This window comes from Streptomyces sp. STAM6 (assembly GCF_054963715.1).
On record NZ_JBUEFZ010000003.1, the window covers coordinates 130,474 to 148,159 of the forward strand.

Genomic DNA, 17,686 nt, shown 5'->3' on the forward strand with positions numbered 1-17,686 from the left:
GTGGTCCGGAGTGGGGGTGCAGGGGGCGTCAGCCCCCGGCGACTCCGTCGTACCCCTCGTCGGAGCCGGCCGCCGCGTCTCCGGGGAGCTCCGGCGGGGTGTACGCCGCCAGCGGACGGGCCGCCGGGTCCGGGCGCACGGCGCCCAGCAGCGGATTGGCGGCGATCGGCGAGACCTTGACACGGGCGCCGGGCCGGGGCGCCTGGATCACCAGGCCCTTGCCGAGGTAGATCGCCACATGGGTCGCCTTGGGGAAGTACACGACCAGGTCACCGGGGCGCAGTGCCCGCAGCGGCACCCGCGGGAGAGTGCGCCACTGTTCCTGGCTGGTGCGCGGGATCGTCCGGCCCGCCGCGGCCCACGCGCGGGAGGTGAGACCGGAGCAGTCGAACGACTCCGGCCCCTCGGCGCCCCACACGTAGGGCTTGCCGATCTGCCGGGTCGCGTACTCCAGCGCCTCGTCGCCCTCCTCCGACGGGGTCAGTGTGTCGTCGAGGTCACCGGTGGCGAGGAGCTCCTCCTGCGCGTCGGCCGTCTGCGCGTCCTCCAGCTCGGTCAGCTCGTCGGCCTGCTCCGGTGACAGGGCGGCGAGCATCTGCTCGACCTCCCGCAGCCGCTCCTGGACGCTGTCCCGGGCTTCCTTCTGCCGTGCGGCGAGCGTCTGCTGCCGGTCCAGCGCCCGGCGCGACGCCGTGGCGAGCTCGTCCGCCCGCCGTTCGCCGGTCCGCAGCCGGATCACGGTCGCCGCCTGTTCGCGCGCCGCGCGGCGGACGAGGTGGTTCTGGTCCAGGGCGTGGTCGGGGTCGCGTGAGAGCAGCAGCTGGAGGGACGAGGAGAAGCCGAGGCGGCCCTGGTACTGCGCCCGGGCGAGCCGCCCCGCCGCCATCCGGCTCTCCGCCAGAGCGTCCCTCGTGCGTGTGAGATCGCCGGTGAGCCTCGTCGTCTCCGCCGTGTGGGCCTTCAGTTCCTCCTCGGCGGCGTTGTACGCCTCGGTGGCCTCCTCCGCCTGCTGGTACAGGGTGCGCAGCCGGCCCAGCATCACCGGCAGCGAGCCGGCGGCCGACGGCGGGCCGGAGGCGGGCGGGGGAGCGGGGGAGGGCTCGGCGACCGCCGGGGCCATGGGCAGCGCCGCGACCAGCGCCGCCGTGCAGACCGCCGTGCACACGGCCACGCGCTCCCGGACGACCGGGCGTACTGACATGTCATCACCTCCCACCGAAATGCATGTGGCGGTGATTCGTACGACTAACGCAGGAGTGGTCGGATCGGAGTAGTCGGGTCACCCGTGGAGGGGGAACACGACGACCCGCCCGCGCGCCTGCGGAGACAGCCGGTGCCGGTGTCCGGGCCGCGGTACGCGGGTCACTCCAGCGGCAGGGCGTAGAAGGTCCGTTCGCGGTACACGACCGCGGTCGCCGGGCCGGCCGCCAGGGCGGTGTACGGCGCGGTCGTGTCCTTGCTCCCCGGGTCCTGGACGCCGGCGTTCTGGAACTTCCACAGCCGTCGTCCGTCGGCCGCGGCGAACGCGGTCACCTGCGAGCGGTCGGCGGCGAGCAGCGTGCGGCCACCGGCGGCCAGGGTGGTCTCCGGGGCCTCGCCGGCCCCGCGGGCGGACGCCTCCGTCGCGCGCTGCCAGCGAGGCCGGCCGGTCGCCGCGTCCACGGCGTACACCGTCTGGTAGGCGTTGGCGATGTACAGCGTGCCGTCCTGGACCGTGCCGCGCCCGAAGACGAACGGTGCCGTGCCGCCGAGGGCCGGCGCGCCGTGCATCTGCCACAGCGGTCCGCGGGTACGGGTGTCGAACGCGTGCAGGTCGTCGCCGACCGCGGCGAAGAGCCGCCCCGACTCGTCACCCGACACCGTGGTGCCCGGCAGGACCGAGCCGAACGGGCGGAACCACTGCTGCTTTCCCGTGACCCGGTCGTGGGAGTAGAAGATCGCCAGGTTCTTGGCGGCCTTCGTCTGTGCCGGAGTGAGCGACCGCGGGTCCTGGCGGACCACGAGGGCGTCCGGCCGCAGCGCCAGCACCTCGTACACCGGGGTGTGGGGGGAGCGCCCGTTGGGGACCTGGACCCGCCACAGCTCTGTGCGGCGTACGACGTCGAAGGCGAACAGGAAGGTACGGACGGTCTCCTTCGGCGGCGCGCCGTTCTTCACCGTGCCGGTGAACCAGACGACGTTCCCGGACCGTCCGGCGACGGCCGACACGAACAGGCCGGGCGCGGAGGGGAACCGGTCCCTGAACCGCAGCCGGTGCCTGACCACGCCGTCCTCGGGCGAGAGCCACTGGAACTCGGTCGGCCCGGCGACGAACAGCAGGTCGTCCCCGGCGGGGAGGGCCGCGCCGAGGGACGGCGACTCCTCGCGCCGCCACAGGCGCCGGCCGGTCGCGACGTCCACGGCGGTGGTGTGCTCGTCGGTGGTGACGACGAGCGTGCGGCCGTGCCATACGGCGGCGTTGACGAAGCCGAGCCGGGTGGCCGGGCTCTCGTACGTCCAGCGCGGCCCGGGTGCCAGTCCGGGCACCGCCGCGGGCCGGGGCCTGGCTGCGGGCTCGGCGTCGGCCGGCGGCGCGTCGTCGCCCGAGGCGATCGCGAGCACGCCGCCGCCCCCGACGACGGCCCCGGCGACACCGGCGGCGATCCCGGTGAACAGCGCGCGCCGCGACGGCCCGGTGTCCCGCGTCGGCACGGTGGTGGCGGCGGGTGCCGGTACCACGGGGGCGGGCGGCCGGACCGCCGGGAGGGCGGCGGGCGCGGTGGGCGCGGGCGCGGGGCCGCCGGCGGTCGGCGCGGACGGGGCCACCACGAGCTCGGTGGTGCTCCGGTCACGCGGCTCCGCGGACCTTCCGAAGCGCACGGTCCGCCCGTCGGACTCCTCGTGCGGCGGCTCCGCCGCTGCCTGTTCGGCGGCCGCCTGTTCGGCCGGTGCCTCCAGGGCCAGCGCCCGGGCCGCCTGGGTGCTGATCGCGGTGGTCAGGGGGGCGGGGAGCCATCCGTCGCGGGCCAGGTTCGCCGCGCCCTCCAGGGCGAGTCCGGCGGCGGCCCGGCCGGCGGTGGGCCGGTCGGCGGGCGGCTTGGCCAGACACTGGGCGATCAGCGGGCGCAGTTCCTCGGGGACGGCGGCCAGATCGGGCTCGGCCCGGGCGATGTCGGCGGCGTCGGGGAGCGGGGGAGTGCCCGTCGCGGCGTACGCCAGAAGCAGGCCCAGGACGAAGACGTCGGCCGCCGGGCCCGGCTCGTCGCCCGCGGCCTGCTCCGGGGTGAGGCAGCCCAGCCGTACCGACAGCCGGCCGCCCGGCCTGGCCCCGGCCGCCTCGGCGGCGCCGAGCGCGCCGAACGCGTTCAGCCGGGGCCCGTCCGCGGCCAGCAGGACCGTGCCGGGCGCGAGACCGTGCAGCACGGCGCCCGTGGCGTGCACGCGGGACAGGGTCTCGGCGAGGCCCGCGCCCAGGACCCGGACCGCCTGGGGCGGCAGGGGGCCCGCGAGGGCGACCGCCTCACCGAGGGTCACGGCGGGTACGTAAGCGGTCGCCGCCCACAGCTCGGGTCCGTCGGTGGCCGCGTCCAGCGGCTCCGGCACCCAGCCCCCGGCCAGCCGCTCGGCCATCCGCACCTCCGCGGTGAACCGTCGCCGGAACGCGGCCAGTCCGGCCAGCTCGGGCGGCGGCACGGCGACGACGACGGTCACCCCGTCGGGCCCGTGGGCGAGGTAGCGCACCGCGCTCGCCGACTCCCGGAAGCGGGCGAGCACGGTGTACGGCCCCACCCGGCGCGGATCACCGGCCCGCAGTGGCTGGATCGGCTGAAGCGGCTGCGCCGGCTGGATCGGCTGAAGCGACGACTCCATGCGGAAGCTCCCCCCTGGTGGCACGGTCGCCCGTGATCCTATGCCGAGCCGCTCCCCGCCGGACCTCCCCCGTGGGGCTTGGACCAGGGCCATTTGGGGGTAAGCCGCTCACGGCCCGCCGGCTCGTACTCGTACTTCCAGCCGCGCTGGATGCCCAGCCGTTTGGTGTGCCCGGCCGGGACGCGGCGGTAGGTGTGGACCGTGGCCGGGCCCGCCTCGGTGGCCGGGACCGGGATCTCGTACCACTTGGGCGGGTGGCCGGTCGGGCCGGTCAGGACGGGCAGGACCTGGCCGTCCAGGGGCCCGCCGTAGAAGGGGGTGTTCTCGCTTCGCACGGGACCAGTCTCACAGCAGGTGCGCGGCCTCGCTCACGACGGGGATCACCCGGCGCGCCAGCGTCCCGACCGGACCCTGTGCCGTTTCCAGCGCCAGCAGCCCCGCCACGGCCCCGGCGGTCTCCTCGTCCGTCGCGGCGGTCGCCGTCAGCAGGGCGACCAAGTGGTCCACCAGCCAGGCCCGCAGCGCGGGCGCGGCCGGCTGCTTCCCCTCGTCCAGCCAGATCAGCGAGGCCGCCTCCACCGCCGCGATCCAGGTCCGCACCATCATCCGCAGCCGGGGGCCCGGCGCGGTGACGCCCAGGTGGACCAGGATCTGTTCGGCGGCGGCCCGCCGCACCTCGTCGACGATCGCGGTCGTCCGTGAGGTCTCGGCGACGCTGCCGCCGCGCAGCAGGGCGCTGAACCCCGCGTCGTGCTCGTCGACGAAGGCGAGGTACCGGTCGAGGACCCGGGCGAGCCGTTCGGTCGGCGGGCCGGCGGCCGGCTCGGCGAAGCACAGCTCCAGCTCGTCGGCGGCCGACCGCAGCGCCGCCTCGTACAACTCCTGCTTCCCGCCGGCGAAGTACCGGTAGACGAGCGGCCGGGAGACCCCCGCGGCCTCGGCGACGTCGTCGAGGGAGACCTCGTCCGGCGGCCGGTGCGCGAAGAGCGAGAGGGCGACGCCGAGGAGCTGGGTGCGGCGCTCCTCGACGCTGAGCCGTCGGTACGCGGGCGTGGCGGCACTCGTCATGCCCGCAGCGTAACTCCGCGAGGCGGCACGGGGACCAGCGCTTCCCGCGCCAGAAAACGTCCGCACCGTCCCGGGGCGGCGGGCGCCCGCCCCCCGCCGGTGCTTCTCGCCCAGCGCTTTCTCCGGATCGTGCCGGGCTCGCGAGCCGCCCCGGCACGCCCGGCTACCGCGTTGTCGTCGGTCGCCCTGTCGTCCCCCGTGGTCCTTCGGGCACGGGAGGTGCCCCCATCGCGGTGGCTTCCTCCTCCGCCTCGCGTCCGCAACCTCACAGGGCACTACACCTAGGCCAGCAGGCCGGAGCTCTTCCAGAGCCTGCGCCCCGGGCCCCGCAGTACTCCGATGTCGTCGAGGAAGTCGGTCAGCCGCTTGGCGCCGGACTGCATGACCTCGCGCCGGTGGCCGCTCGCCCGCACCTGGGCGACCGCCTCGCGCCGGTCCAGGCCGACGTTCTCGTACACCTTCGGGTTGACGAAGCAGACGGAGAAGACACGGGCGGCCTCGCCGCAGCTGATCCGGGTGAACTCCTGCTCCCAGCGCGGCGCCGTCACCATCTGGCGGCGCAACTCCTCGCGGGCGTAGCGCACATGTCGGGCCTCCTCGACGACGTGGATGCGGGTGACGCCGCGCACCAGGGTCTGGACGCGCTCGTCGGGGAAGGTCAGCCGCTGCATCCAGTCCAGGATCTCCTCGCCGAGCAGGGTCGCGGCGAAGGAGCCGGGGGTGGTGGAGACGGTCTTCAGGACGCGGGCCAAGTTGTGGTACACGCGCGGTACCGGGTACGCCGGGGCCTCACCTTTCTGGATCATGCGGGCGAACATCATGGAGTGGCGGCATTCGTCGGCTATTTCGGTGAGGGCGTAGCGAACGTGGTTGCTGGTGACGGACTTGTCGTAGATGTGCCGGACCAGCAGTTGCATGAGGATGATCTCGAACCAGATACCGAGCGAGGCGAGGGACGCGGCCTCGTGCCGGGCCAGGTCCATCCGCTGTTCCTCGGACATCTTCCGCCACATCGGGGTGTCGTAGAGGGATACCAGCTCCGGCGGCCAGAACCACTTGCCCTCCTCCATCGGGGCGTCCCAGTCGAGTTCCTTGTCCGGGTCGAAGGAGTGCTTGGCGGAGGATTCGAGCAGGCGCTCGGCGACCTGTTCGCGGTCCCGCAGCGGGCCGAGCGCGTCGCGGAGCTGACGGATGTCGCGTTCGGTCACGGTCGTCATGTCTGAGGCACCTCGCCGCAGTTGAGTTACCGGGGGTCATCCTTTATAAGACTGCCTGTCAGCAAGGGGCGTCAATCCCCCGCGCGCGACTTGTTGACCCGGCGTCTACCAACGTGTGAGCCTGCCGAACAGCCGAACGTACGCGGGACTCAGTCAGGCGAAGGAGCCGTCAGTGTCGACGCACGAGTTCTACAGCAAGGACCCGGGAGATCCGATCTGGCAGGTGCCGGCGACGGGCGCGGCCCGTTTCAGCTGGGAGGCCGTGTTCCCGGGCCAGAAGAATGGCTCCGGCCGGGACCGCCTTCTCGCGCTCTACCAGAAGGGCAAGGACAAGCAGTGGGACGGCGCCACCCGGATCGACTGGGACCTGGAGGTCGACCCGTACGACGCCCTCGGTACCCCTGACGAGGCGCTGACCCTGTACGGCACCCGCCACTGGTCGAAGATGACCGAGAAGGACAAGGGCGAGCTGCGCAGGCACTACGCGTCCTGGCAGTTCAGCCAGTTCCTCCACGGCGAGCAGGGCGCCATGATCTGCGCGGCCCGGATCGTCGAGTCCGTGCCCGACATGGACGCCAAGTTCTACTCCGCCACGCAGACGATGGACGAGGCGCGCCACGCCGAGATCTACGGCCGGTTCCTGCACGAGAAGATCGGGATGCTCTACCCGATCAACGACAACCTGCAGGGCCTGTTGGGCGACACCCTGCGGGACTCCCGCTGGGACATGCCCTACCTCGGCATGCAGGTCCTCATCGAAGGACTGGCGCTCGCCGCCTTCGGCATGATCCGCGACACCACGGACAAGCCGCTGCCCAAGCAGATACTGGCCTACGTCATGCAGGACGAGGCCCGTCATGTGGCCTTCGGCCGGATGGCCCTGCGCGACTACTACAAGCAGCTGACCGACGCGGAACTGCGCGAGCGCGAGGAGTTCGTCATCGAGGGCTGCTACCTCATGCGCGACCGGCTGCGCGGCGTGGAGGTCCTGGAAAACTTCGGGATAGGGAGGCGAGAGGCCGACGAGCTCTCCGAGCGCTCCGAGTTCCTGCGGCTGTTCCGCAAGCTGCTGTTCAGCCGGATCGTGCCGTGCGTGAAGGACATCGGCCTGTGGGGCGAGCGACTGCAGAAGGCGTATGTCGACATGGGCGTCTTCGAGCTCGGCGACTCCAACCTCGATCTGCTGATGACCCAGGACGAGGAGATCGCCGAGCAGCTCGACCGGGAGCGCTTCGCCGCCGAGGAGGCCGAGCGGGTGAGGGAGGTCGAGGGTGCCATCACGGCGGGCGCCGGGGAGGCGTGAGCGGCGAGCGGTGACCGAGGAGGCGTGAGCCGTGCTGGGGACGCGCCCGGAGCGACCTCACGCGCGTGACATAGCCTTTGGACATGACCATGCCGCCTCCGCCCCAGCAGCCCCCGGGCCCCCAGCCCGGTCCTTACGGCCCGCCGCAGCCGCAGCCCGGGTACCCGCAGCCCGCGTTCCCGCAGCCGCAGCACTACCCGGGCTCGTACGGGCAGCCGCAACCGGGCGGACCGGCCATGGGCTTCCCGCCCGCGGGCCCGCCGCCGCGGAAGAAGCGCACCGGGCTGGTCATCGGCATCGTCGCCGGTTCGCTCGTGCTGCTCGGCGGCCTCGGCTTCGGCGCGAAGGCGCTGTTCGACGCCTCCGGCGCCGGCAAGCCGTTCCCGGCCGCCGAGCACAAGCTCTCCGTCCCGGAGACCCTGGTCAAGGGCGAGTACAAGCTCGCCCAGGACATGTCCGGCACCGAGGGCAAGAAGCTGCTGGAGGACACCTACAGCAGCGATGTCCGCACCGGTGGCGCCGCCGTCGCGCAGTACCTGTCCGCCGAGGCGGAGGGCGGGCCCAAGGCGCTGGTCGTCTCCGGGCTCTACGGGCAGCTGAAGGACCCCGACGCCGAGCGCCGCGGTGTCCTGCGGGGCGCGGGCACCGCGGACGACGCGAAGGTGGAGATCCCGCCGAAGGACGCCACCCCGGCCGGCTCCGAGGTGAAGGTGGAGTGCGAGGTGCTCACCAACACCAAGAACAACGTCACCTTCCCCATGTGCGCCTGGGGCGACGACAACACGGCGGCCGGAGTCGCCCTGGTCGACGCCGCGTCGACGGGCCGGAAGCCCGCCGACATCGACCTGGCCAAGGCCGCCGAAGTGACCCTCCAGGTACGCGAGGAGATGCGCGAGCCGCTCGGCTGAGCCTCAGCCCGCCGCGCCCGGCGGGAAGCTCGTCCGGAGCGTGAACGCGTGCGGCGTCGGGCCCTGCTCGCGCAGGTGGAGGAGGCGCTTCTCGGCCTCCTCCACCGTCGGGCGGTGCCCCGTCTCCACCCACCACAGCACCGTCATCGCCTCGCGCACCCGCTCGAACCACTCGAATCTGCGCTGCAGCAGCTCCCGGTGCCGCCCCTGGTACATGAAGGCGGTCAGGGCGTCGGTGTCGCGCCACACCGACATGTTGATGATCAGCCGGCGGTCCCCGAGGACCGGCACGTCGGTGGCGTTGCCGCTGTCGCTCTGCAGCCGCCACACGAACCCGTCCGCGGCGTCGGCCACGGCGTTCACCGGGTCGAGGGCGTCGACGAAGTCCTTCAATTCGGCGGAGTCCAGCGGGAATTTGAGGTGGGCGATGTTCGCCTGGGCGAGTTCGTAGGACATGGCCGCACCATAGGCATGATCTTGTTGCGGAGCCCAGGCCCGTCCCGTGTGCCGAGACGACGGCGCCGGTTACGGCTCCCGCTCCCGCAGGGCCGCCTCCATCACGGCGCGCGCGATCGGCGCGGCGCTGCCGCCACCGCTGACGTCCTCGCGGTTCGCCGAGGCGTCCTCGACGACGACCGCCACCGCCACCGCCGGCATCCCCTCGTCCACGGCCTGCGCCCAGCCGATGAACCAGGCATAGGGCGTGCCCATGTTGCCGACGCCGTGCTGGGCCGTGCCGGTCTTGCCGCCGACCCGGGCCCCCTCGATCGTCGCGTTGCGGCCCGAGCCCCGCTCCACCACGTCGACCATCAGCCGCTGCAGCAGCACCGCGGTCGACGGCTTCATCGCCTGCTGGTAGGTGCGGCGTACGTGCTGCGCCACCACGCGGCCGCTCTTCGAGGTGGTCCGGTCGACGAGGTGCGGGTGGGCGATGTCCCCGCCGTTGGCGACGGCCGCGGCGACCATGGCCATCTGCAGCGGCGTCGCCGTCGTGTTGTACTGGCCGATCACGGACAGCGCCAGCCGATCCACCGTCATGTCTTGGTCGAAGTTGGACTTCGAGACCCTTGCCGGGACGCGCAGCGTGGTGTCGTTGAAGCCGAACCGCGCCACCGCGTCGAACATCCCGGCCGCCCCCACCCTCACACCCAGGTCGGCCATCACCGTGTTGCACGACCAGCGGATGGCGTACGCGAGCGAGGCGTTGTCGCAGCCGGTCGCCTCGTTCGGCAGCACGGTGCGGGTGCCCGGCAGCAGGAACGGGTCGGGCGTACCGCTCGCCGCGTCGACGTCGCTCACCACTCCCGCGTCCAGCGCGGCGGCCGCCGTCACGATCTTGAAGGTGGAGCCGGGCGGGTAGGTCTGGCGGATCGCCCGGTTGAGCATCGGCCTGCTCGGGGTGCCGTTGAGCCGCGCCCACGCGTCGGCGACCCCGGCGCCGGTGCCGGAGAGCTGTCCCGGCTCGTACGAGGGGCTCGTGACCAGCGCGAGGATGCGGCCGCTGGACGGTTCGAGGGCGGCGACCGCCCCGCGCCGTCCGTCCAGGCCGTCGTACGCCGCCCGCTGCAAGGACTCCTTGATGGTGGTGACGACCCGGCCGCCGGGCTGCCGGCCCCGGCTGATGTCGTGCCAGAAGGGGAACGGCGCGAGCAGCGGGTCCGTGCCGGACAGCACGTGGTCCTCCGTGTTCTCCAGCAGGGTCGTGCCGTAGGTCTGCGAGGCGTAGCCGGTGACCGGCGCGTAGAGCGGGCCGTCGGTGTAGGTGCGCTCGTAGCGCAGTTGCTGGTGGGTGTCCTTGGAGCCGGTGACCGGTCTGCCACCGACGATGATGTCGCCGCGCGGCTCGGCGTAACGGGACAGCACCGTACGCCGGTTGGCCGGGTTGCCGTCGAGTCTGTCGGCCTGGAGGACCTGGACCCGGGCCGCGTTGGCGAGCAGGGCGACCAGCATCAGCAGGCAGAGCGCGGCGGCGCGGCGGATGCTGGGGGCGCCTCCCGGGCGGGCGAAGTCGAGTCCCGGGGGGATGATCACCGGGCGTCCTCGGTGACAGGGGCGATCACACCGGGCTCGTAGCTGTCGGGCTCCGGGGCACGGGCCGAGTCGCTGACCCGGATGAGCAGGGCCACGATGATCCAGTTGGTGACGACCGACGAACCGCCCTGCGCGAGGAAGGGCATGGCCATGCCCGTCAGCGGGATCAGCCCCATCACGCCGCCCGCGATGACGAAGACCTGGAGCGCGAGGATGGCGGCCAGCCCGGTCGCGAGCAGCCGCCCGAAGGGGTCGCGCAGCGCGAGCCCGGTGCGGTAGCCGCGCGCCACCAGCAGCGCGTACAGCAGGAAGATGCCGGTCAGGCCCACCAGGCCGAGCTCCTCCCCGGCGGTGGCGAGGATGAAGTCGGACTTGGCGGCGAAGCCGATCAGGGTGGAGTGGCCGAGTCCCAGTCCCGCGCCGAGCATGCCGCCGGCCGCGAAGGCGAACAGCGACTGGGCGAGCTGGCCCGGCCCCCGGCCCGCGTCGATGGAGGCGAACGGGTCGAGCCAGTCCTGGACGCGGCCGTTGACGTGCGGTTCGAGGTGGCCGACCACCACGGCGCCGACCGCGGCAAGCAGGATGCCCACGGCGATCCAGCCGGTCCGGCCGGTGGCCACGTACAACATGATCACGAAGAGGCCGAAGAACAGCAGCGAGGTGCCGAGGTCCCGTTCCAGGATCAGTACGATCACGCTGAGCAGCCAGATCGCGACGATCGGGCCGAGTACGCGTCCGGTGGGGAACTGCATCCCCCACACCCGGCGACCGGTGTGGGCCAGCGCGTTGCGGTTGGCCGCGAGGTAGGCGGCGAAGAACAGCGCCAGCAGGATCTTGGCGAACTCGCCCGGCTGGAAGGAGAGTCCGCCGATCCGGATCCAGATCTTCGCCCCGTTCACGGCGGGGAAGAAGATCGGCACCAGCAGCAGGAGCAGGGCCGCGGCGACCGACACGTACGCGTACCGCTGCAGCAGCCGGTGGTCCCGCAGCGCGGTGACCACGGCGATGAACAGCGCGACCCCGAGCGTCGACCAGACCAGCTGCGTGGGGGCCGCCCGGTCGGCCGGGGTCTCCAGGTCCAGGCGGTAGATGAGGACCAGGCCGAGGCCGTTGAGCAGTACCGCGATGGGGAGCAGCAGCGGGTCGGCGTAGGGCGCGCGCAGCCGGACCGCGAGGTGGGCGAGCAGGGCCAGCAGGCCGAGTCCGGCGCCGTAGCCGGCGGCGTCCGGCGGGACGGCGCCGCCGCGGGCGAGACCGACACCGACGTAGCCGTACACCGAGATGAGGACGGCGCAGACGAGCAGGGACAGTTCCACGCCGCGGCGCTTGTGGAGGCGCAGCCCGGTCGGCGGGGCGTCGGCCGGCGTTGCGGTCATGGACCGCAACGTAGCAAGCAGGGGGGCATATGTCCCCTATGTCATAGTGTGCCGCGTGGTTCGTCCGGCCCGGCGCCCGCATCGTGCTCCTCGGACGGTCCGGTGAAGTCCACGTACTCGGGCAGAGTCAGCCGCGCCTCCGCCCCGCCGTCCGTCGCGTTCACGAAGACCAGCTCCGCGCCGATGGCCGCCGCCTGCCCCGCCGCGATCGTCAGCCCGAGGCCGTGGCCCTTGCTGCCGCTCTCCGTGCGGAACCGCTGCGGCCCGTGCTCCAGCAGGTAGTCCGGATAGCCCGGCCCGTGGTCCCGGACCGTCAGCCGCGGTCCGTCCACGGTCACGGTCACCGGTGCCCGGCCGTGCTTGTGCGCGTTGCCCACCAGATTGCCCAGCACCCGCTCCAGGCGTCGCTTGTCCGTCTCGACCCGGACGTTCCGGACGATCCGCACCTCGGTGTCCGTCGCCGACGCCCGCACCACCCGCTCGGCCAGCGGCCCCAGCTCGTGCACATCGAGATCGACCGTCTCGGTACGGGCGTCCAGCCGGGAGATCTCCAGCAGGTCCTCGGTCAGCGCGCGCATCGCCTTCACCCGGTCCCGCACCATCTCCGCGGGGCGGCCCGGTGGCAGCAGCTCGGCCGCCGCCGACAGCCCGGTCAGCGGCGTACGCAGTTCATGGGCCACGTCCGCGGTGAACCGCTGCTCGCTCAGCAGCTTGCTCTGCAGCGAGGACGCCATGGTGTCCAGTGCCCCGGAAACCGTTGCCACCTCGTCCTCCGGCCGCGAAGGGTCCTTCGTCCGCGGGTCGTTCACGCGCGCGTCGAGGTCGCCGGCGCTGATCCGCCGGGCCACCTGGGCCGTCAGATGCAGCCGGCGCGTGACCCGGGTGACCGCGAAGGCGCCGACCAGCAGCGTCGCCCCGATCGCCAGCACCGAGGAACCGAGGATCGCCTGGTCCAGGCCGGAGATCGTGTTCGCGCTCAGCGAGTAGTCCACGCGCACCGCGAGCGCCCGTCCGTCGGCCGGCCCCGCCGCCCACATCGTCGGCCGGTCGCGGTAGCTGGAGACCAGCGTGCCGCGGCTGCCCCCGGCGGCGAGATCGCGCAGCGACGACGGCAGCCCCGGCGGGTCGACACCCGCGAACGGCGGCAGCGGCTCGCCCGCCTCGTAGGCCCGGGTCACCTCCTCCAGCCGGTCCAGCGCCTTCTCGCGCGCCGTGTCCACGGTCTGCCGGGTGACCGACACATGCACCAGGACGCCCAGCAGCGCGGCCAGCGCACAGCACATCAGGGTGATGAAGACCGCGGCCTTCCACGTCAGGGTGGCGGCCCAGGCCGGCACCCGGGGGCGGCGCGGGCGGCGCGGGCCCTTCGTCCCCGTGCCGGTCACCGGGTGCCCGCCCACGGCGAGGCGGTCGGGGGCGTCGGTGTGGGGCCCGGCGGCCGCGGGGCCGGGGTCCTCGGCGTCGGCGGCACGGGCTTCACCCGGATGATCTCGTCGCGCTTGGGCAGCATGGTCCGCTGCTGGTCGTCCCACGACCAGGCGGTCCGGTACTCATAGCCCGGGATGCCCGCGGAGACCACGCGGAGGATCAGGTCCCGGCCCGCCATCTCCACGCTCACGATCTGGTCGACGGTCGACATGATGCGGGTCAGCCCGCCCCCTTCGGGCAGGTAGCAGCGCACGCCCACGTTCGCGTCGCTCATCCGGATGCCGACGATCAGCTCGTCCCGGCCGTCCCCGGTCAGATCCCGGTAGTAGGGCCGCAGCACGGGGCACGCCTTCGGCTTCCGACGGCACTCCCCGATCCGCCGAACCGTTTCGTCGTCAAGGCCGTCGCCGCCGCTGTACTGGTCGGGGTTGGCGGCCACCTCGGCCTGCACGACGGCCACCGGGTCGACCCGGTACACGTCCCCGCCCGGCGCCTTGATCCCGGGGACCCGCTCGGTGTCGCTCTCGCCGTAGTCGATCGGCGGCGCGGTGATCGGCGGCAGATCGGGCCAGAGACGGACCGGGCCGACGGCTGTCGGAGTGGGCCCCGCGCTCTGCAGCTCACCCGCGTTGCCGCAGCCCGTGAGCAGCGCGGCGAGCGCGGCCAGGGGCAGCAGCAGAGCCGCGGCGTACGCGGCGGTGCGGTGCGGGCTCACTGTGCTCCTGTGGGTCGGGCCACCGGGCGGGGTCACCGGGCGGGAGGTCGTCCCGCCCACCTTATTCGCAGGGAAGTCCCGTTTGCGTGCCGACCGGATCCGCGGGCGCACCGCCCGGCACGGCCGCGGAACCGGCCGCGGAACGGCCGCGGAAAACGCCGCGGACCGGACTCCCGACTCAGCTGTGGACCCGCCCGTCGCGGCTCAGCAGCCGTTCGGCCTGCTCCCGCGAGATCCGTTCCTCCGCCCCGCAGAACGTGCACTGCGTCGCGTACTTCGCCGAGACCGGGAACAGCGGCACGAAGAACAGCGTGAACTTGGTGACCTTCTTGCGCAGGGAGTGCGCGGCCGGATTGCCGCACCGCCCGCAGACCAGCGTCAGCATCGCCAGCTGGTACAGGTACGCCTTGGTGCCGAAGATGATCATCCGGTCGCCTCCCCGGCCAGGCCCAGTGCCCGTCGGCACAGGGTGAGCAGCTTCTCGTCGTGGTGGATGTCGTGGTCCCCGGCGCTGCCCTCGCACACGTTGTGCCGACGCGACCGGGCCAGCTCGGCCCGGAGCAGCGGGGCGGCATCCGCCGCGGCCCCCGGTCCCAGCTCCGCGAGGCACTCGGCGATCTCCACCCGGGTGTACCGGTTCTCCCTCCAGGCTGCCATCAGAACCGGCAGCGCCTCGCGTCCGTCCCCGGTCACCCGGCACAGCGCGGTCGCCGTGTCCACCCGCAGCCACAGGTCGTGGCCGGCCAGCCCGGCGAGCAGCTCCGGCACCGCGGGCAGACCCGCCCGGCCCATCGCGCCGACCGCCCAGGCCGCCTCGCGCCGGTGGTGGACGTCCCTCGACAGCAGCAGCGACCGCAGCGTCGGCAGAACCGCCCCGGCGTCGCCCTCGACCGCCCACAGGGCACGCGCCGCGGCCGTCACCGTCCCGGCCGAGGCGTCCCGCATCAGTGCCCGCAGGTCGCCCACCGCCTCCGCGGCCTCGGGCCCGAACGCGGTCAGCGCCCGCAACGCCGACTCGATCACCCACTCACGGCGGAACACGGGCGCCCCGCGCAGCGCCCGCAGCACCTCCGGCAGCGCTTCGACGGCCCTCAGATGCGCGAGGCCCAGCAGCAGCGGGGCGGCCTGCTCGCCCAGGTCGTCGTCCAGCGGCAGTTCGGCCAGTCTGCGGCGCAGCAGCGGGGCGAGCGGGGCGGCACCCTCCGCCAGCTCCGTCACCGCGTACAGCAGCTTGGTGTCCACCTCGGGCTCCCGCAGCGCCCGGGCCAGCGCCGGAACCGCCCGAGCGTCACCCGCCCGGGTGAGGGCGAGAAGCGTGCTGCCCGAACCGGGCCGCAGCCCGGGCCGTTCGGGGGCCCAGGGAGCCGGATCGGCCGCGACCCTCGCCGCCAGGGCGTCGGCGGCGGGCCGGGCGAGCCCGAAAAGGTCCTCCAGCCGGACCGCGGCCGCCTCGCGCAGCCGGGGCTCGGGGTCGTCCAGCTGCTCGCCGACCAGCCGCACCACCTCCTCGTACCCGCCGCGCCAGGTGCGGACGAGGCCGCCGCACATCCAGACGGCGTCCGCCCGCTGGTCCCAGTCGGGGCTGCGCAGCTGGGCGGTGATCAGCGCGATCCGGTCGTCCACCCGGTCGTCCAGGGCGCCGTGCAGGGTGCGCAGCAGATCGTCCGCCCAGGCCGTGCCGCGGCCGGCCCGCTGCTCCTCGCGCAGCTCCCGCAACTGTCCCACCAGCGTCGGCGCGGTGGGCCGCGGCTCGGCCCGGTCGAGCGCCTCGGCGGGCTCGCCGAGATCCGCGGGCTCACGCAGGTCGGCCGGTCCGCACAGGTCGGCCGGTCCGCACAGGTCGGCGGGATCGCGTGGACCGGCCGCGAACAGCGCCCCCGGCGTGTCCCCCCGGCCGGGCAGGTCCGCCGTACGGCGCGCGGACCGCGGCTCCCGCAGCTGGGCCAGCAGCCCCGTCACCGTCGCCACCACGTCCGCGGGCAGCCGGGCGGGAGCGCACCGGGCCAGCTGCGCGAGCGCCGCCAGCCGCAGCGCCGGGTCCTGCGCGGCGCCCGTCAGCCAGCCGAGCCACTCCGCGATCTCGTCGCGCAGCGACTCGTACCGCAGGGCGATCCGGCCGACCGCCTCGATCAGCGCGAGCCGCACCTCCGGTTCCCTCTCGACGGTCAGCCGCTCCCGCAGCAGCACCAGGACGCGTGCGGGGTCGCCGTGCAGCGAGGCGAGCGCGCCCGGCGCGGCGAGCCGGACCTCGGGGTCGTCGTCCCGGACCAGACCGACGAAGACGTCGGCCCCGGCGGCGACGGCCGCCGCGGCCATCGCGTAGTTCGCCGCGTCCTCGAACCCCTCGTCCTCCGGGTCGAGTTCCAGCTCGTCGTCGCCGCCCAGGTCGATGCCGCCGATGCTGGTCAGCAGCTCGACGATGCAGCCGCGGTCCTGCACGTCGGGGCGGGCCACCAGCTCCAGCAGGAAGGGGATGCACGCCAGTGTCGAGTCGTACACATCGCCCTGGTGGTGCACCGCGCCGTACATCCCGTCGAGGGCGATCTCGCGTTCCGTCGGGTCCGGGGAGGCGAGGCCGCGCAGCAGGGCGGGCACGTCGTCTGCCGGACCGTAGGCATGACCCAGCGAGGCCCAGTCGACCTCGTCGATCCCCGTGAACATGCCCATCCCTCCCCGTCAACACTGCACTTGGGGGCAATAGTGCACCACACCCCCGAGAAGGATGACCCGGCAATCGGACACGCATCGTGCTCCCGGGCGGCCCGGGACGGCACCTTTCGGCGACCCCTGAAAGGGGCCTGGGAAGCTCCCGGCCGGGCCCCGCCGTGCCCCGCCGGAACGGCGCCACAACGCCGCCCGGCCCCGCCGCGCCATGGCCGGAGCCCCGCGTCCCTCTCAGCCCTCCTTCAGCCGCAGCACCGTCGTCACCGTGTGGCGCGTGGTGCCGGTGGCGACCTCCGCGGTCAGCTCGGGCGGCACGGAGCGATAGGCGACCTCGCCCAGGCCGATCGCCGTCGCCGTGCCTGCCGGTCCCGGGGTCAGCGCGCCGAGGGCCAGACCCGCGCGGGCCCGCAGCGCGGGAGGAAGCGGGCTGGAGACGACCGGGGTGTCGTCGTCCGGCAGGACCAGGACCAGCGCGGCGGGCCGCGCCTGCGCGCCGGTGAAGCCGACCACCGCGGCGTCCCGGGTGTCGGTGTGCCGAAGCTTGCGCCACGCGCGCGTGCCCGCCCTGTACGGCTGGTCCAGCCGCTTGATCACCAGGCCCTCGATGCCGTTCGCGGTGAGCGTCTCGTACCAGGTGGTGGCCAGGTCCGGATCGGTCGTCATGGGAACGGCCTGAATCGGTGGGCCCAGGTCCGCGAGCAGTTCGACCAGGCGCTCGCGCCGCGTGTCGTAGCGCCGCGGGCGCAGATCGGTACCGCCCGCCGCGAGGAGGTCGAACGCGGCGTACGAGGCGGGCAGCCGCCGCGCCAGGCCGGGCGCCCGCCCCGGGGTGGCCGCCGCCCGTCCCTGGACCGCGGCGAAGTCGGTCCGGCCGCCGGACCAGACGACCACCTCGCCGTCCAGGACGGTGCCGTCCGGCAGGTTCTCCGCCGCCTCGGACAGGTCCGGGAACGCGGCGGTGACGATCCGCCCGGAGCGCGCCTGCAGCACCACCCCCTGGGCCTGCCGGAACACCAGCATGCGGTGGCCGTCGAACTTCGGCTCGTACGCCAGCCCCGGCTCGCGCGGCAGGGTGCCCACCGTCTCGGCGAGCGCCACCTTGAGGGGCGGTCTCAGGGGCATGGCGG

General features: G+C 73.8%; 15 protein-coding genes. 2 read left to right on the top strand and 13 right to left on the bottom strand.

Features of this window, described 5'->3' with window-relative positions; all coding sequences use genetic code 11:
• Positions 1-28 precede the first annotated feature (28 nt).
• From ACY34K_RS05400 to ACY34K_RS05420, 5 genes are all read right to left on the bottom strand, one after another.
• Positions 29-1,201, bottom strand: a complete 1,173-nt coding sequence (locus tag ACY34K_RS05400; protein ID WP_462744251.1) for a C40 family peptidase — start codon at positions 1,199-1,201, stop codon at positions 29-31.
• Between the two features lie 161 nt (positions 1,202-1,362).
• Positions 1,363-3,801 carry an outer membrane protein assembly factor BamB family protein gene (locus ACY34K_RS05405; RefSeq protein WP_462744778.1) on the bottom strand — a complete coding sequence of 813 codons (2,439 nt, stop codon included), beginning with the start codon at positions 3,799-3,801 and terminating at the stop codon, positions 1,363-1,365.
• Between the two features lie 86 nt (positions 3,802-3,887).
• Positions 3,888-4,184 (bottom strand): hypothetical protein, encoded by a 297-nt coding sequence (locus tag ACY34K_RS05410; protein ID WP_462744253.1) that lies wholly within the window; start codon positions 4,182-4,184, stop codon positions 3,888-3,890.
• A gap of 10 nt (positions 4,185-4,194) precedes the next feature.
• Positions 4,195-4,917 (bottom strand): TetR/AcrR family transcriptional regulator, encoded by a 723-nt coding sequence (locus tag ACY34K_RS05415; protein WP_462744255.1) that lies wholly within the window; start codon positions 4,915-4,917, stop codon positions 4,195-4,197.
• Between the two features lie 281 nt (positions 4,918-5,198).
• Entirely contained in the window at positions 5,199-6,134 is a 936-nt protein-coding gene (locus ACY34K_RS05420; protein ID WP_462744257.1) for an AurF N-oxygenase family protein, read from the bottom strand.
• 172 nt (positions 6,135-6,306) lie between these two features.
• Here ACY34K_RS05420 and ACY34K_RS05425 point away from each other — a divergent pair, with 172 nt between their 5' ends.
• Both ACY34K_RS05425 and ACY34K_RS05430 read left to right on the top strand, forming a co-directional pair.
• On the top strand, positions 6,307-7,437 hold the full coding sequence (locus ACY34K_RS05425) for a ferritin-like domain-containing protein (protein ID WP_462744259.1): 1,131 nt from the start codon (positions 6,307-6,309) through the stop codon (positions 7,435-7,437).
• 83 nt (positions 7,438-7,520) lie between these two features.
• Complete coding sequence (locus tag ACY34K_RS05430) at positions 7,521-8,345, top strand: hypothetical protein (protein WP_462744261.1); 825 nt, start codon at positions 7,521-7,523, stop codon at positions 8,343-8,345.
• A gap of 3 nt (positions 8,346-8,348) precedes the next feature.
• On the opposite strand, the gene ACY34K_RS05435 is transcribed toward ACY34K_RS05430, so the two are convergent.
• The 8 genes from ACY34K_RS05435 to ACY34K_RS05470 all read right to left on the bottom strand — a co-directional run bounded on the left by ACY34K_RS05435 (position 8,349) and on the right by ACY34K_RS05470 (position 17,681).
• Positions 8,349-8,801: a DUF3291 domain-containing protein gene (locus tag ACY34K_RS05435; protein WP_462744263.1), complete on the bottom strand. Its 453-nt coding sequence runs from the start codon at positions 8,799-8,801 to the stop codon at positions 8,349-8,351.
• 69 nt (positions 8,802-8,870) lie between these two features.
• Positions 8,871-10,295 (bottom strand): penicillin-binding transpeptidase domain-containing protein, encoded by a 1,425-nt coding sequence (locus ACY34K_RS05440; RefSeq protein WP_462744780.1) that lies wholly within the window; start codon positions 10,293-10,295, stop codon positions 8,871-8,873.
• 77 nt (positions 10,296-10,372) lie between these two features.
• Complete coding sequence (locus tag ACY34K_RS05445) at positions 10,373-11,752, bottom strand: FtsW/RodA/SpoVE family cell cycle protein (protein ID WP_462744265.1); 1,380 nt, start codon at positions 11,750-11,752, stop codon at positions 10,373-10,375.
• A 41-nt stretch (positions 11,753-11,793) separates the two neighbouring features.
• Entirely contained in the window at positions 11,794-13,152 is a 1,359-nt protein-coding gene (locus ACY34K_RS05450; protein WP_462744267.1) for an ATP-binding protein, read from the bottom strand.
• Positions 13,134-13,895, bottom strand: a complete 762-nt coding sequence (locus ACY34K_RS05455) for a hypothetical protein (protein ID WP_462744269.1) — start codon at positions 13,893-13,895, stop codon at positions 13,134-13,136. The genes ACY34K_RS05450 and ACY34K_RS05455 overlap by 19 nt, the downstream gene beginning before the upstream one ends.
• Before the next feature lie 178 nt (positions 13,896-14,073).
• Entirely contained in the window at positions 14,074-14,322 is a 249-nt protein-coding gene (locus ACY34K_RS05460) for a zinc-ribbon domain-containing protein (RefSeq protein WP_462744271.1), read from the bottom strand.
• Positions 14,319-16,556 (bottom strand): PBS lyase, encoded by a 2,238-nt coding sequence (locus tag ACY34K_RS05465; RefSeq protein ID WP_462744273.1) that lies wholly within the window; start codon positions 16,554-16,556, stop codon positions 14,319-14,321. Before ACY34K_RS05465 ends, ACY34K_RS05460 begins: the two co-directional genes overlap by 4 nt.
• A 234-nt stretch (positions 16,557-16,790) precedes the next feature.
• Positions 16,791-17,681 carry an ATP-dependent DNA ligase gene (locus ACY34K_RS05470; RefSeq protein ID WP_462744275.1) on the bottom strand — a complete coding sequence of 297 codons (891 nt, stop codon included), beginning with the start codon at positions 17,679-17,681 and terminating at the stop codon, positions 16,791-16,793.
• Positions 17,682-17,686: the final 5 nt, after the last annotated feature.

Bases quoted from the DNA above. Each gene is read 5' to 3' on its own strand.
- ACY34K_RS05400 (WP_462744251.1), bottom strand. From the start codon at position 1,201: ATGTCAGTACGCCCGGTCGTCCGGGAGCGCGTGGCCGTGTGCACGGCG.
- ACY34K_RS05415 (WP_462744255.1), bottom strand. From the start codon at position 4,917: ATGACGAGTGCCGCCACGCCCGCGTACCGACGGCTCAGCGTCGAGGAG.
- ACY34K_RS05420 (WP_462744257.1), bottom strand. From the start codon at position 6,134: ATGACGACCGTGACCGAACGCGACATCCGTCAGCTCCGCGACGCGCTC.
- ACY34K_RS05430 (WP_462744261.1), top strand. From the start codon at position 7,521: ATGACCATGCCGCCTCCGCCCCAGCAGCCCCCGGGCCCCCAGCCCGGT.
- ACY34K_RS05435 (WP_462744263.1), bottom strand. From the start codon at position 8,801: ATGTCCTACGAACTCGCCCAGGCGAACATCGCCCACCTCAAATTCCCG.
- ACY34K_RS05440 (WP_462744780.1), bottom strand. From the start codon at position 10,295: ATGCTGGTCGCCCTGCTCGCCAACGCGGCCCGGGTCCAGGTCCTCCAG.
- ACY34K_RS05445 (WP_462744265.1), bottom strand. From the start codon at position 11,752: ATGACCGCAACGCCGGCCGACGCCCCGCCGACCGGGCTGCGCCTCCAC.
- ACY34K_RS05460 (WP_462744271.1), bottom strand. From the start codon at position 14,322: ATGATCATCTTCGGCACCAAGGCGTACCTGTACCAGCTGGCGATGCTG.
- ACY34K_RS05465 (WP_462744273.1), bottom strand. From the start codon at position 16,556: ATGTTCACGGGGATCGACGAGGTCGACTGGGCCTCGCTGGGTCATGCC.
- ACY34K_RS05470 (WP_462744275.1), bottom strand. From the start codon at position 17,681: ATGCCCCTGAGACCGCCCCTCAAGGTGGCGCTCGCCGAGACGGTGGGC.